Here is a 13,566-nt window from a genome sequence, read left to right on the forward strand (position 1 = left end):
TCTGAATGTTGACACACATGCGGTTGCTGGGTTAAAAAATGGCTTTCTTTGTAAAAAACTGCGCCTGACGTCCGCTTGAAAGCCTGTTTCATTTCGTTGTTTCTGGCCTTGCTTTGGCCCATTCTAACAGTCGCTCAACCGTTGAGTGGACAGCGTATTTTTTCATTTCTCGACCTGCCTACTCATGCTCGGGTAGCTGCATTGGGCGGGCAAATCGCTACAGCCACAAGTCCCGATGGCTCATATCACCTCAACAATCCTGCTTTAGCCGATTCGGTCAAGGATAACCAACTGGCTATTAGCCTGATGCCGTATCTGGCAGCGGCCAAATATTACACCTTACACTATGGTTTACCCATAAAGTCGCAGGGAAAGTGGGCAGCTGGGTTGCAGTATTTAAGCTATGGTCAGTTTACCATGACCGACCCGGCAGGCAATACCATGGGCACCTTCTCGGCCAATGATTACGCCCTAAGTATCACCCACGCTCGTACCGAAGGTAACTTCACATTGGGGGCAACCATTAAAGCGGTTGGTTCCAGCATTGAAATGTATTCAGCCTTTGGTATTCTGGCCGATTTGGGCGGGGTTTGGCGACATCCCAAAAAGGATCTCACTTTCGGACTAGTCGCTAAGAATGTGGGGTATCTGATCAAAAATTACGGTTCTCTCGATGCCGATCTACCGTTTGATTTACAGGCAGGTGTAACGCTCAAACCTGAGCACGCTCCTATTCGGCTAACCTTGACAGCGCATCATCTTCAGCGTTTCGATATCAGCTATAACGACCCAAACCTGAATGTTCGTTATGACTTGAGTGGCAATCCTATTCCGCAAACAACCAGTGTAACCGAGAAAATAGCCCGGCATCTCAATGTGGGTGTCGAACTATTAGTTCACCGAAACGTCAATCTGTTAGTAGGCTACAATCACCAGAAACACCAGGAAGGCAAGCTGACAACCGGCGGAGTGGGCGCAGGTATTTCTTTCGGAGCATCAGTACAGGCAAAAGGCTTCCAATTAACCTACGCCCGATTCACATCGGTACCCACTGCCGGAACCAGTCAGTTGTCATTGCGAATTGATTTGGATAGGTGGCTTAAGTAACCAAATAAATCTTATCACCGATTTGATCTCACACAAATACTAGCTACTTTTAGTCAACCAAAAGCAACTCAATATGATAGCGGAAGAAATTCAAAAGCGCATCTACACAGTTGATGAATACCTCGAATTCGAAGCGAATTCAGAGGTAAAGCACGAGTTTGTAGATGGAATTCTAATTGAGATGCCCGGCGAGTCAAAGAAAGCAAATGAAATCGGAGGTAATATTTATCTAACCTTACGAGTAGCATTGAAGGGAAAGCCTTTCAAGGTATATAACCACGACGTTAAACTCCGTACTGTTCCTGGCCGAAAGTATCGTTACCCGGATATTATGGTTGTTCCGACGGATGATGTTGACGATACGCACATCGTTCATCGTGCTGTAGTAACCGTTGAAGTGACTTCGGAAAACTCCTCGGGCGTCGATCACGACGAGAAATTCCACGAATACATCGCCCTGTCATCTATTGAGTGCTATCTGATTGTTTCTCAAGCCGAGCCGCTGGTTGAAGTTTACCAACGCACAGGGAGCAAGTGGGAGTACGCATTTTATACAAGCCTAACAGATTCCTTTGACATCCGCGCACTTAGTATTACAATGCAAGTTGGTGATGTATATGAAGGCGTTTTCTGATGAAATAGAACGCAGATCTTTATGATTATTAAGATTTCTCAAAACTATTGCCATCATAGTTATCATAAAAATCTGCGTTCTATTTCAATTAAAATCGCCCAATCCGCTTCTGCAATGCATCTCGTGAGAGGGTAATCAGATGCCCAATGGGTTTCCCTGCGCGATAGGTGATTACGCGAAGATTAATAGGTCCTTCTGGCAGATCTACGGGTTGAGTATAGCGCGTAGAAAACTGGTCGGGCATCGTATCGTCGATCGAATAGAAAATATCCAGACCCGGCGCTTCACTGGCTAGTTCCAATCGCAGTTTACCATCGTTCATGCTTGTTTTTACGATGGCATCGTATATCGCTTTCGAATAATTGATTTCGGCCAGATCGGCCCGCTCAAAATGGCTTTCCATGCGTTGCACAAAATTTGGCCAGTTTTTGACCTCCTTTGGCGACCAATACACCTCCGACAGTGCCCAGGCCCGTGGATATGTCATGTATTCAGCATACCGCAGTGAGGGTATTTGTTCGGTCCAAAGGTTACCCTGCCCACCCAGAATATATTTGGCGTCCACGCCATCTGGAACCGGCTCGTAACTGTAGCTTTTCTGGGTTCGCAGGAAGGCATAAATTGGGGGGTCAACCGTTGGGTCGCCCTGATTATAATCCAGATACGCGAAGGTTGTAGGAGTCATCACCACATTATGGCCTTCCTTGGCGGCTTCGATACCACCTTTTATACCCCTCCAGCTCATAACGGTAGCCGTTGGCGAAATCCCCCCTTCCAAAATCTCATCCCAACCCAGCAGTTTTTTGCCTTTCGCTGTCAGGATTTTCTCCACGCGCCCCATAAAATAACCCTGTAAATCTTCAACGTGCCGGATATTCAGTTGCTTCATCAGCGCCTGACAACCCGGATCATTCGCCCAGTAACCTTTGTAACACTCATCGCCACCAACATGAATGTATGGGTTTGGAAAGAGCGCGGCCACTTCGGTAAATACCTTATCTAAAAACTCATACACCTTCTCATCGGATGGGTTCAGCGTATTCTCAACCTTCATTTTGAACGTCCCATTACCGTACCAATCCGAAAACGCCGTTCCTGGATTAACGCTCACGATGGCTTTGGTGCAACTCAGTTCAGGATAAGCCGCTAAAGCTGCCATGCTATGACCAGGCACATCAATTTCGGGAACAATGGTTACGTTACGCGCCTGGGCATAGGCAATCACCTCCCGAATGTCGTCCTGTGTGTAAAATCCACCATAAGGCGTTGGTTCACCGGGTTTAGGTTCGGCTCGATCGCCATAGTGGCCTGCTCGTGCTACACGCCAGGCACCTACAGAAGTGAGTTTCGGCAGCGATTTGATTTCAATTCGCCAGCCGTTATCGTCGGTCAAATGCCAGTGAAAGGTGTTGTATTTCAACTTGGCCAGCTGATCGATATACTGTTTTACTTCGGCTTTTGTGAAGAAATGGCGGCTTACATCAAACATAATTCCCCGCCAGCCAAAGCGCGGGTAATCTGTAATTTTAACGGCAGGCACCGTCCAGTTCTTCGTCACGACAACCTTACCCGCAATTTCTTTAGGCAAAAGTTGAGTCAGGGTTTGCATGCCGTAAAACAATCCGGCCGGGCGGTTAGCTGTAATCACAACCCCTTTCGGCGAGGCTTCGAGCGTATACCCTTCCTGACCCAGTTGCACGTTAGGGGTTTCGGTCAGGTTTAGTTGAATCTTGCCCGTTTTACCTGATTTTGCCGCTAATCCAAAGCCCGTTGGCGTATTCAGTTGCTGACTAAGCATGTCAGCAACGGCTTTTCCTTCGGCCTGATTATAGTGAATTGTAGTTCCTTTTGTAAGTGTAAATACACCAGCTTGAGGCTGAACACTAACAGGTTGGGGAATTAAATTAATGGGCGACTGGGCCTGCGCCGTGACAATAAAAAGACTAAAAACTAGTAGTCGACTAAGATTCATGCTGCGTGTAATTGATGATTAAGAAGTAAAGTGAATTTGCTTATGATTTTAATGTACGTGTCTAAAACCCAAATTTCGTCGTTCTTTTGGCACAATTTCATGTTTCCTGTGTTTCTATAAAAGGGAGCGCAAATACGCTCCATTTTTTTCAATGACCCACTCACTCAAAGACCTTACCCCCCGGCAAATCGTTGCCGAGTTGGACCAGTACATTATCGGCCAGCAGGATGCCAAGCGAAACGTAGCCATTGCGCTCCGTAACCGTTGGCGCCGAATGAACAGCCCCGCCGATATGCAACGCGAAATTACGCCGAATAATATCCTAATGATTGGGGCAACCGGCGTTGGTAAAACCGAAATCGCCCGTCGACTAGCAAAACTGGCCGATGCACCCTTTATTAAAGTGGAAGCGTCGAAGTTTACCGAAGTCGGTTATGTTGGTCGCGATGTTGAAAGCATGGTGCGCGATTTAGTTGAACAGGCCGTCAATATGGTACGGGCTGCCAAAAAAGAAGCGGTGCAGGCCAAAGCTCAACAACTAGTTGAAGATGCGATTCTGGATATTCTGATTCCTCCCGTAAAGCCTGCCAACGGCCAACTGGGTTTCGAGAATGAGAAAAAAGATTCGGATGCTGAGCTAAACGAACGCACCCGCGAACGCTTCCGCGAAAAAATCCGATCAGGTGAAATGGACGATCGGAGAATCGAGATCGATGTGCAGCAAAGCCAAACGCCCAACATCGGTATTATGGGTGGTTCGGTCGATGATCTATCAATGATGAATATTCAGGAGATGATTGGCGGCATGATGCCCAAGCGGGGTAAGAAGCGCAAAGTAAGCATTGCCGAAGCGCGTAAAATCATGCTCGAAGACGAAGCGGCCAAGCTCATCGACATGGACGAAGTAAAAGATGAAGCCATTCGCAAGGCCGAAGATGCGGGCATTATTTTTATTGATGAGATCGATAAAGTAGCGTCTGCCCGTTCAGGTAATGGCGGAGGAGGTCCGGATGTTAGCCGCGAAGGTGTACAACGCGACTTGCTTCCGATTGTAGAAGGGAGTGCCGTAAACACAAAATATGGCGTCATCCATACCGATCATATCTTGTTCATTGCCGCTGGAGCTTTCCACGTAGCTAAACCCAGCGATCTGATTCCTGAATTACAAGGGCGTTTCCCAATTCGGGTCGAATTACAAAGTCTGTCGGAGAATGATTTCTATCAGATTTTAAAAGAGCCCAAGAACGCACTAACCAAACAATACGAAGCCATGTTGCAAGCCGAAAACGTTAGCCTGGCCTTTCAGGATGATGCCCTTCGCGAACTGGCCCGGATTGCTTTTGAAGTCAATAGCGACGTCGAAAACATTGGCGCCCGACGGCTACAAACCGTGTTAAGCCATCTCATGAACGACTTCATGTTCGATATTCCGGACGTTATTGGCGCTAATGCACAAGTTGTTATAACCAAAGATTTAGTAAACGAACGGCTGAATGGGCTGGTAAAAAACCGGGATTTGAGTCAGTTCATTTTGTAATGACTTGTGTAGCGTGGACATCCTATCCGCGTAGCCGAAGGCTAATTTTTAAGCTGAATTTTATTAGCCCTCGGCTATGCGGACAGGATGTCCACGCTACACCAATACCACAACCTGTCCAATGGCCCGATCAATATCAGCCCGCTTCCGATCAGGTGGCTCAAAACGATTAAAAGGCGTTAACTGGAGAACAAACGTTTCTTCAACAGCTTCGTCACCAATAGGTGTGTACAGTTTATAAGCAGTCACCTTTACGGGGATCAGCCCATGTCTGGTTTTGAAGCGGATTACTATAGAAGTCAGCCATTTCTCAACTTCTTCAATTGAAATCCCATCGGCAGGCAAAAACCGGACTTCGGCGTGATTGCGATCAACAAGTGTTTGATCTTCGGGCAAAAAATGACCCTCGCAACTTGAAAACGTGCGAATAAGCCCCGTACTATTTAACACATCGACCAGTGGGCGAATTTTGGGTTCAATAGCTTCCATCAGGGTTCCCCGTCCAATAATGCCACCTCGTCGGCTTCGTCAATCTGATGCGATTGCAATGGAACGTCCTTCCGCCATAACCATCCCAGGTACACAACGGCCACAAGGGCTAATACCCCCGAAACAGCAAAAGAAGCGTCGATTCCCGACTCACCGTCAAAGTGATTCAACACCCAGCCCGCTCCCAAAGCACCTAACCCAATGCCCGCTTCGAGCGCGATGTACATCGTAGCCATCGCTCGTCCCCGCGTCTTCTCGTCACTTAGATCAGCCGTCCAGGCGGTTACCGTTGGTGAATTCATCCCCCACGACATACCGTAAAAAATGGCCGCTGTCCAGAATAAAAACGTTGAATCGGTTAAGATTAATAACCCCATCGAAAACGCCAGCACGATTGTTGAAATAAACAGTACCGGAATGCGGCCATAGCGATCTGATGTCCGACTGAAAACCAGCCGAATAGCTAAGGAAGCAACTGTATATACCGTAAAAAACAACCCTTTGTTTGTAACGCCCAGCGACGCACTAAACGAGGAAATGACCGTCAGGATAACGCCCGACGAAAAGGATTGTAACAGCAGAACCAGAAAAGGAGGAATGGCATTTTTGTCGAAAATTTCGTCTTTTTTCAGACGAAGTAATCCGAGTCGAAAGGGTTGTGTCTGCTTGAGTGTTTCGGGCATTCGGAGCAGGATACCGATTGACATCAGTGCAAAGGCGGACGATGTCCAGAACATAATATTCATGGAAAAATCGGTGGCTAACCAACTGCCAATGGCGGGTCCCAACGACATACCCATGGCCGTAAACAAACCCAGCATACCCATTGCTTCGCCCCGGCGATTGGCCGGAACCACATCGGCTATATAGGCCGAGGTAGCTGTGGGTTTTGTTCCTGTAGAAAAACCGTGAATGAGTCGGAGCGTTAGAAAACCCCAGACCGTGAGCAAATAGGGATAGAGCAATCCGCAAACGAAGCAGACAACCGAGCCGAAGGCCATAACCGGAACACGCCCGACGGTATCCGTAATTTTTCCGCTGAATGGCCGCGATACACCAGCCGTAAATGTAAAGAGCGCGATAATCAACCCAACATATTCCCGTCCTCCCATTTTTTCCAAATAGGCGGGCAACTCAGGAATCATCATCGAAAAACTGGCCGAAAACAGGAAGTTACTAACCGAGAGTAACCAAAAGGAGAACGTGTAAAGAGAGGGGCCGCTGGGGCTACGTCGAGAGAAAAGTGAACGAACGTCCAAAGTGACTGGATTTGGTTCGCTCAAATTTACACATTCATTTTTGAAATTAGGTGAAGTTGAGGTTCGTAGTTCGAGGTTTGTAGTTGCTGGCGTGTCATTAATAACGAACCACGAACTTCAAACCACAAACCTCGAACTACAAACTCTATTTCGGCTCGGGTGTGCTATTGCCTCCATCGACCACAAACCGCCATTGGCCGTTGCGCTGGCGCTTCCAGACCGTTACGTAAACACCATATTGGGCACTCCGTTTTCCGGCATCGTCTTTTTTCGTGAGCATCCATTGACCAAACGTATAGCCTAAATCACCCGATGTAGCCGCATCGGCCTTCAGGACTTGCCAGGTCAAAACGGGTCCATTGGCTGGCAGGCGACTCATCTGAGCCCTCAGCGAATCAAATCCAATCGTGGGAGCGGTCCCGTCGTTGAGCTTAATCACATCATCGCTAGCATAGGTCGTAAAGGCTTTCGCCATACCCTGTTTTTCAGACATAATACTAAAATTCTGGTCTGCCTCCCGAATCTCGTCGATGGCTTTCTGACGGACGGCGGCCGCCGGATTCATGGAGCGTGGGCTATCGACCTGTGTACGGCAAGAGGCTGTCAATCCTAAAAGTAGTATGAGTGATAATGCAGACTTCATGTGCAGTAGGATGATTAGTTATGATTTGGCGTAAATTTGCAAACTGAATTATGAATGATGAATGATAAATGATGAATTATTTCCATGTCATTCGTCTCTGAAACGCCAGTCCGACCATAATTCATCATTTATCATTCATCATTTATTATGTCTCGTAATTTAAAAATTGCTCTTTTCCTCACCGTTTCTATCCTGCTAACGACATTTTCGTTTTATTTCTGGCAGGTTTTCAGAAGTCCGAACCTTCAGGTAAACGATGGCGATAAAACGTTTGCGCTGCTCATTCCACGAGGAGCTACGTTTGAGTCGGTCATGGATACGCTAAAAACGCATAAGGTTATCAACGATGAGACGTCCTTTCGGTTTCTGGCCAAAATGATGAAATACCCTGAACTAGTCAAAGAAGGTCGTTATGAGATTAAGCCGCTCATGGGCAACCGGGAAGCGCTGGTTAAACTTCGTAGTGGCAATCAGGATGCTATGCCCGTGACCTTCACCAGCATGCGGCAAAAAAGCGATCTTATTCAACGAGTCGGCAGCAAGTTTGAATTTGGTCCCGAAGCACTCGGCAAATTGCTCAACGATCCGGCCACCTGTCAGAAGTTCGGTTTCGATACCACTACGATTGTTTGCCTGTTCTTGCCAAACACTTATGAGATGTTCTGGACAATCAAACCTGAAGCATTTCTGGAGCGTATGGGTACCGAATACAAAAAGTTCTGGACGCCCGAACGTCAGGCCAAAGCGAAAGCATTGGGTATGAGTCAAACGCAAGTGCAGGTACTTGCTTCTATTGTGGCTTCTGAAACCAACAAACGTGACGAGCAACCTCGCGTGGCAGGCGTGTACCTGAACCGTCTGAAACGTGGCATTAAGCTGGAAGCCGATCCAACCGTAATTTTTGCCCTGCGTGATTTTACCATCCGTCGGTTATTAAATAAGCAGCTGACCGTCGATTCGCCGTATAATACCTATCGGTATGCAGGTTTGCCTCCTGGTCCAATCAACCTGCCTGCTCCAACTACCATCGATGCCGTTCTGAACGCCGAACAGCACGATTATCTTTATTTCGTGGTCGATGCTCGTTTCAACGGCTACCATACGTTTTCCAAAACGCTGGCCGAACACCTGGCTAACGCGCGTCTGTATCAGCAGGCCCTGACACGCATGAAGATTATGAAATAAACGGAAGAAGGGGAGTAGCGGGAAGAGAGGGAGGAAGGATTGACCGTTGGTCGTTGCCCCTTCCTCCTTTTCTTCCCGCTACTCCCCTTCTTCCCTCTCCTCCCTATTTTATGATTATCCACGACGTTACGAATATTCGGGTTCGTTATTACGACACCGACCAGATGGGCATTGTCTATTACGGGAATTATGCTCGTTTTTACGAAATCGGACGGGTTGAAGCACTCCGACATTTAGGGCTGGCCTACAAAAAAATGGAAGAGGATGGCATTTCAATGCCGGTCTATGATCTTACGTCCCGCTTCATCCGTCCTGCCAAATACGATGATCTACTCACGATCCGGGTAACTATTCCGCAACTTCCTAAAACCCGACTGATGTTTGATTATGAGATATTTAATCAGGAGGGCCAACTATTAAATACGGGCCAGACAACCCTTGTATTTGTCCGAACAGAAACCGGTCGACCTTGTGCAGCCCCAACAGATCTGGTCGAAGCGGCCAAACCTTTCTTTGATCAGTAGGTTTTAAAAGTTGATAGTCGCTAATTAGTCTGCTCACTGAGCTATTATCGACTATTTGTATTGATGGTTGTACCCCACCTGCGACTAACGACTTTTAGCTTATGTTCGACAAACTTTTAGGATTTAAAGCATTACGTGGTGTTCGGGTCTGGCTACATGCCAATCATCCGTTCAATTCAAAAACGACCTGGTATTCGTTTTTAAAACGGATGCTCGCTCAGATTACTGACAACGACACCAGCGAGCGGGCCGCTTCTGTATCCTATAGTCTTATTCTGGCCGTTTTCCCAACCGTTATTTTCTTCTTTACCCTAATTCCTTATATCAGCTTCATTCCTGATCTTCAGAATCAGATCATGAAATTCTTCCAGGAATTGCTGCCAGGAGATACATTCAGTACAGTCGACACCACAATTCAGGATATCATTAGTCGGCCCCGAAGCGGTGTACTTTCCTTCGGCTTTGTCCTGGCGTTGTATTCGGCCACCAGTGGATTGGTTGCGTTAATGCAGGCCTTTAACTCTTCCTATCATTCGGCCGAAAAGCGGAGTTTCTTTAAAATCAGAGCTATTGCCATTGGTCTCACCTTCACGCTGGCCTTCGCTTTAATTCTGGCCATTGTTGTCTTAATTATCGGAGGCATCGTGAGCGACTACCTCCTTCATTTTGGCATCCTGAACAACGTTGTTTTCATCAATCTACTCGCTATTGGCCGGTACCTGGTTGTCTTTGCTGTGTTTGTGGGGGCTATTACGGTCATTTATCGCTTCGGGCCGAACGTCAATATGAACTGGATTTTTATTATGCCGGGAGCCATTACAGCCTCGGTTCTGATTGTGCTGACCACCTTCGGGTTTTCCTATTACGTCTCCAATTTCGGATCGTATAACAAAGTATATGGCTCTATTGGCACACTGATTGCGTTGATGATCTGGATCAACCTGATCTCGTTATTACTCATTCTTGGGTTTGAAATGAACGTGTCGCTCTACAATCTTGAAGGGGATAAACACCCGAGTGTAGCGGCAAAAACAACAAACGCCACCTCAGAGACTTGAGATGACGTTTGCAAAACCTAACCCATAAATGTAAAAGCACACGCTTCGGTCAAGCACCACGAATGGTACGACCAAAACGCGTTCGGTCAGAAAATCCCAAAAATCGAGCCAATCTTACATCTAAGGGAAAAATATTTTAAAAATTTGACCGATGACGAACTGGGTGTCTATCCGTCCGAAACATAGACCCCTAACTATCAGGCCCTTTAGGGAAAGGGCGGTAGCTGCAAGGGTCGCAACTTTTTTTTATAACTGTTTTGGCAAACGATTTAAGCTACCCACCACTAAATTCTTGCCAAACTCAATTACTGCCCTGGGTAACGGTTATTTGTATCTGCCATAATCACCAGGATTATGTGTTGCAGGCGCTGAAATCGGTAATTGAACAGGACTATCCAACTATAGAATTGATCGTCATTGACAATGCCAGCACCGACCTTTCTTCAACCCGTATTGGCGAATTTGTTCAATTATTTCCAACCATCCGATTTATCAGGAATGCGGTCAATGTAGGCTTAAATCGAGCATTCAATCAGGGATTGGCGCTCGCTCAGGGGCAATATATTATTGATCTTTCGGCGGATGATTTATTACTGCCCCACCGTATAAGCAGGCAGGTGAACGTACTCGAGCAATTGCCAGCTACCTATGGCGTTGTCTTTTCTAATGCCGCCTACATCGATGCAGGTGGAAAAAAAACAGGTGTTCATTATCCCGTCGACAGCAACGGCCATACACTTGTGGATGTGCCAATCGGATTCGTTTTCATGCACCTTCTGAAAGCTTATTTTATTTGTACACCAACCATGATGATGCGACGAAATATGCTCATTGAACTGGGCGGCTACGACGAGACACTTAGCTACGAGGATTTTGACCTGTGGGTACGATCCGCGCGGACTTATCAATATGCGTATATCGATGCAGTTTTGACCTTAAAACGGCTCCTTCCTACTGCGCTATCAACCCAGGTTATACAGCCCTATAACCACCTCCTACCCTCAACGCTAATTGTTTGTCAGAAAGCCTTTACCCTTTGTGCTACGCCCGATGAATTTCAGGCCCTGGCCGCTCGAATCCAAACATTTGTCCGGAAAGCGTTTTACGCCCAGCAATTCGAGCTGGTTGCGCAATTTGGCAAGCTTCTTCAACAAATTACGCAACCTGATCTGCTAACCCGGCTCATTCTGCTACTGAGCCGATTCCATTTCCCGGTCAATCTATTTTATCGAATTTACCACCAATGGCAACCTGTTCGTGGTTGGCGAAACCGAGCGGGGTAGTTTTTCGTTAGTAGGTTACTATGTCTGCTGAATTTATTAAGCTTTATCCAAAAAATCCTGACCCACGCCGGATTGACTATATCGTGAAAGCCCTGCGTGATGGTGCTGTGATTATTTACCCAACCGACACGATTTATGGTATGGGTTGCGATATTCATAATGCCCGGGCCGTTGAACGAGTAGCCCGCATTAAAGGCATCAAGCCTACCAAAAACGACTTCTCATTTATCTGTTACGACCTGAGCCATATTGCCGATTATGCCCGCGTAAGCAATCAGGCGTTTAAGTTAATGAAAAGCCTGCTCCCTGGCCCGTTTACGTTCATTCTCCAAGCAACAAACAACGTACCTAAGTTACTCAATACCAACAAGAAAACGGTGGGTATTCGTGTACCGGACAATGATATTCCACGTCAGATTGTCCATCAGCTTGGCAACCCAATTATTACAACATCGATTCGGGATGAAGATGAAATAATTGAGTACTCCACTGATCCAGAATTAATTTTCGAGAAATTTCAGAATCTGGTCGATATCGTCATTGACGGCGGCTATGGAGGCAACGTTCCTTCTACAATTGTTGACGCTACAGATGACGAGTTCGCCGTTGTCCGTCAAGGTTTAGGTGAATTAGTGCTTTGAAAAGTTACAATAAGATTCTATACTTGCACCGTAGGGTTAATACTCCTTCGCACCGGAGTCTAACCCTTTTTTTACGAATCAACTTTTAACTCATTTTTATAGTATGCGCTTTTCTTTAGCCGCGCTCTCATTATTAGCGGTTTGTCAGCTTACCAGCTGTTCTTCGCAATCAAAACAGGATGATTCGTCAAAAACGGGAAAACTTACTACCGAAGCCAGCGCGAAACCAGCCGAAACAGCGCCAGACTCGTCGGGCAAACCAGCCGCAGAACCCGTTGCGTCAACCCGTGGTGTTAGCACCGGAGACTCTACCCTCGACTCGCTAACCTTTGCTCCTCCTGCTGGCCCGCTGATACCTAAATACCGAATCTTTGCTTATTACGGCAACCCACATTCCAAGAAAATGGGGATTCTGGGCAAATATCCTAAAGAGGAAATGCTGGAACGGCTCGACAATGAAATTAAGAACTGGCAAAAAGCCGATCCAGCTACCCCGATTCAGTCAGCTTTGCATTTAGTGTCTATATCAGCGCAGGGCGCTCCCGGCAAAGACGGTGGTTACCGACTCCGTATGTCTGACAAGACGATCAAAAAGGTTATAAAATGGGGGAACGACCATAAATCTATTGTATTTCTGGACATTCAGCGTGGGCATGCTCCGCTTGGTCCTGAAATGGAATACCTGAAAAAATACCTGAAACTTCCGTTTGTTCACCTGGGCATCGATCCTGAATTCTCGATGGTAACGGGTGCAAAACCAGGCACCAAAATTGGGTCTTACGATGCTGCTGATGTTAACCAGGCCGTGCAATTTTTAAGCAAGATTGTTAAGGAAAACAATTTACCTCCTAAAGTGCTGGTCGTTCACCGATTCACGCAAGGAATGATCAAAAATTACAAAAACATCAAGCTCGATCCCAATGTCCAGATTGTGATGGATATGGACGGCTGGGGACCGCCTGTTCTTAAGAAGGACTCCTACCACGATTACATCCAGAAAGAGCCTGTACAGTATACCGGATTCAAACTGTTTTATGACAATGACTTCCGCAAACCAGGCTCTCGTATTATGACGCCCGAAGAGGTGCTGGCACTGACGCCCAAACCGATGTATATCCAATATCAGTAGATCAAACTCTTTTTGACAATCCCCGGATAGTTTATGCCATTCCGGAATGGCATAAACTATCCGGGGATTATTATTTTGTAAAATCCAGAAAAAATAATCCAGCGT

At 46.7% G+C, this 13,566-nt stretch carries 13 protein-coding genes; 9 read left to right on the top strand and 4 right to left on the bottom strand.

Features of this window, described 5'->3' with window-relative positions; translation table 11 throughout:
• Positions 1-75 precede the first annotated feature (75 nt).
• Both porQ and H3H32_RS16700 read left to right on the top strand, forming a co-directional pair.
• A complete protein-coding gene (gene porQ, locus H3H32_RS16695) occupies positions 76-1,107 on the top strand; it encodes a type IX secretion system protein PorQ (RefSeq protein WP_182463777.1) in 1,032 nt (343 codons plus the stop codon).
• Positions 1,108-1,180: 73 nt separating this feature from the next.
• Positions 1,181-1,741, top strand: coding sequence for a Uma2 family endonuclease (locus H3H32_RS16700; protein WP_182463778.1), 561 nt, complete (start codon positions 1,181-1,183; stop codon positions 1,739-1,741).
• Positions 1,742-1,829: 88 nt separating this feature from the next.
• On the opposite strand, the gene H3H32_RS16705 is transcribed toward H3H32_RS16700, so the two are convergent.
• A complete protein-coding gene (locus H3H32_RS16705) occupies positions 1,830-3,713 on the bottom strand; it encodes a beta-N-acetylhexosaminidase (protein ID WP_182463779.1) in 1,884 nt (627 codons plus the stop codon).
• Between the two features lie 151 nt (positions 3,714-3,864).
• Here H3H32_RS16705 and hslU point away from each other — a divergent pair, with 151 nt between their 5' ends.
• Positions 3,865-5,250, top strand: a complete 1,386-nt coding sequence (hslU, locus tag H3H32_RS16710; protein WP_182463780.1) for an ATP-dependent protease ATPase subunit HslU — start codon at positions 3,865-3,867, stop codon at positions 5,248-5,250.
• A gap of 96 nt (positions 5,251-5,346) precedes the next feature.
• On the opposite strand, the gene H3H32_RS16715 is transcribed toward hslU, so the two are convergent.
• The 3 genes from H3H32_RS16715 to H3H32_RS16725 all read right to left on the bottom strand — a co-directional run bounded on the left by H3H32_RS16715 (position 5,347) and on the right by H3H32_RS16725 (position 7,641).
• Positions 5,347-5,739: a hypothetical protein gene (locus H3H32_RS16715; RefSeq protein WP_182463781.1), complete on the bottom strand. Its 393-nt coding sequence runs from the start codon at positions 5,737-5,739 to the stop codon at positions 5,347-5,349.
• Positions 5,739-6,998 (bottom strand): MFS transporter, encoded by a 1,260-nt coding sequence (locus H3H32_RS16720; RefSeq protein WP_182463782.1) that lies wholly within the window; start codon positions 6,996-6,998, stop codon positions 5,739-5,741. Before H3H32_RS16720 ends, H3H32_RS16715 begins: the two co-directional genes overlap by 1 nt.
• A 145-nt stretch (positions 6,999-7,143) precedes the next feature.
• Positions 7,144-7,641, bottom strand: coding sequence for a YybH family protein (locus H3H32_RS16725; RefSeq protein WP_240543794.1), 498 nt, complete (start codon positions 7,639-7,641; stop codon positions 7,144-7,146).
• A 147-nt stretch (positions 7,642-7,788) separates the two neighbouring features.
• Between H3H32_RS16725 and mltG the strand changes: the two genes are divergently transcribed.
• The 6 genes from mltG to H3H32_RS16755 all read left to right on the top strand — a co-directional run bounded on the left by mltG (position 7,789) and on the right by H3H32_RS16755 (position 13,461).
• Positions 7,789-8,826, top strand: coding sequence for an endolytic transglycosylase MltG (mltG, locus tag H3H32_RS16730; RefSeq protein WP_182463783.1), 1,038 nt, complete (start codon positions 7,789-7,791; stop codon positions 8,824-8,826).
• A gap of 110 nt (positions 8,827-8,936) precedes the next feature.
• The gene (locus H3H32_RS16735) at positions 8,937-9,350 is read left to right on the top strand and encodes an acyl-CoA thioesterase (protein ID WP_182463784.1); all 414 of its coding nucleotides are present in this window, start codon (positions 8,937-8,939) and stop codon (positions 9,348-9,350) included.
• A gap of 101 nt (positions 9,351-9,451) precedes the next feature.
• Positions 9,452-10,408 carry a YihY/virulence factor BrkB family protein gene (locus H3H32_RS16740; protein ID WP_182463785.1) on the top strand — a complete coding sequence of 319 codons (957 nt, stop codon included), beginning with the start codon at positions 9,452-9,454 and terminating at the stop codon, positions 10,406-10,408.
• A 257-nt stretch (positions 10,409-10,665) separates the two neighbouring features.
• Positions 10,666-11,691: a glycosyltransferase family 2 protein gene (locus tag H3H32_RS16745; protein ID WP_240543795.1), complete on the top strand. Its 1,026-nt coding sequence runs from the start codon at positions 10,666-10,668 to the stop codon at positions 11,689-11,691.
• Positions 11,692-11,711: 20 nt separating this feature from the next.
• A complete protein-coding gene (locus tag H3H32_RS16750; RefSeq protein WP_182463786.1) occupies positions 11,712-12,332 on the top strand; it encodes an L-threonylcarbamoyladenylate synthase in 621 nt (206 codons plus the stop codon).
• A gap of 103 nt (positions 12,333-12,435) precedes the next feature.
• On the top strand, positions 12,436-13,461 hold the full coding sequence (locus H3H32_RS16755; RefSeq protein ID WP_182463787.1) for a hypothetical protein: 1,026 nt from the start codon (positions 12,436-12,438) through the stop codon (positions 13,459-13,461).
• The last annotated feature ends 105 nt before the right edge of the window (positions 13,462-13,566 follow it).

The sequence above is a fragment of the Spirosoma foliorum genome (assembly GCF_014117325.1).
GTDB lineage: Bacteria > Bacteroidota > Bacteroidia > Cytophagales > Spirosomataceae > Spirosoma > Spirosoma foliorum.

What these genes read in the sequence shown, in the direction of transcription:
- H3H32_RS16715 (WP_182463781.1), bottom strand. Translation starts at nt 5,739, where the DNA reads ATGGAAGCTATTGAACCCAAAATTCGCCCACTGGTCGATGTGTTAAAT.
- mltG (WP_182463783.1), top strand. Translation starts at nt 7,789, where the DNA reads ATGTCTCGTAATTTAAAAATTGCTCTTTTCCTCACCGTTTCTATCCTG.
- H3H32_RS16700 (WP_182463778.1), top strand. Translation starts at nt 1,181, where the DNA reads ATGATAGCGGAAGAAATTCAAAAGCGCATCTACACAGTTGATGAATAC.
- H3H32_RS16750 (WP_182463786.1), top strand. Translation starts at nt 11,712, where the DNA reads ATGTCTGCTGAATTTATTAAGCTTTATCCAAAAAATCCTGACCCACGC.
- hslU (WP_182463780.1), top strand. Translation starts at nt 3,865, where the DNA reads ATGACCCACTCACTCAAAGACCTTACCCCCCGGCAAATCGTTGCCGAG.
- H3H32_RS16735 (WP_182463784.1), top strand. Translation starts at nt 8,937, where the DNA reads ATGATTATCCACGACGTTACGAATATTCGGGTTCGTTATTACGACACC.
- H3H32_RS16755 (WP_182463787.1), top strand. Translation starts at nt 12,436, where the DNA reads ATGCGCTTTTCTTTAGCCGCGCTCTCATTATTAGCGGTTTGTCAGCTT.
- H3H32_RS16705 (WP_182463779.1), bottom strand. Translation starts at nt 3,713, where the DNA reads ATGAATCTTAGTCGACTACTAGTTTTTAGTCTTTTTATTGTCACGGCG.
- H3H32_RS16725 (WP_240543794.1), bottom strand. Translation starts at nt 7,641, where the DNA reads ATGAAGTCTGCATTATCACTCATACTACTTTTAGGATTGACAGCCTCT.
- H3H32_RS16740 (WP_182463785.1), top strand. Translation starts at nt 9,452, where the DNA reads ATGTTCGACAAACTTTTAGGATTTAAAGCATTACGTGGTGTTCGGGTC.